Annotated in this window: 1 protein-coding gene; it reads left to right on the top strand. The window is 30.6% G+C overall.

Translation table 11 applies throughout. The features are described from left to right. Positions 1–284: transposase (locus EXE10_RS21320; RefSeq protein WP_165383072.1), on the top strand; the 284-nt coding region annotated here is incomplete at both ends.

Here is a 284-nt window from a genome sequence, read left to right as displayed (position 1 = left end):
TGATAAGGGTTATTTAAGTAGAACAAAAAAAGAAGCATTAATAGCAAGAGGGCTAAAATTATTGACACCTTCGCGGAAAAATATGAAGCAAAAAGACTCAAAAACATTACTTGAGAAGCAATTATTATCACGACGTGGTTTGATAGAAACAGTGAATGATCAATTAAAAAATTTGCATCAAATAGATCATTCACGTCACCGTTCGGTTAATAATTTTATGGTGAATATTATGTCGGCAGTAATCGCTTATTGTTTAAATCCTAGCAAACCAACTTTTAAAAATT

It is taken from the genome of Acinetobacter sp. WCHAc060033, assembly GCF_004209125.1.
Classification (GTDB): Bacteria; Pseudomonadota; Gammaproteobacteria; order Pseudomonadales; family Moraxellaceae; genus Acinetobacter; species Acinetobacter wuhouensis.
This window is presented reverse-complemented; position numbering and strand designations above follow the sequence as displayed.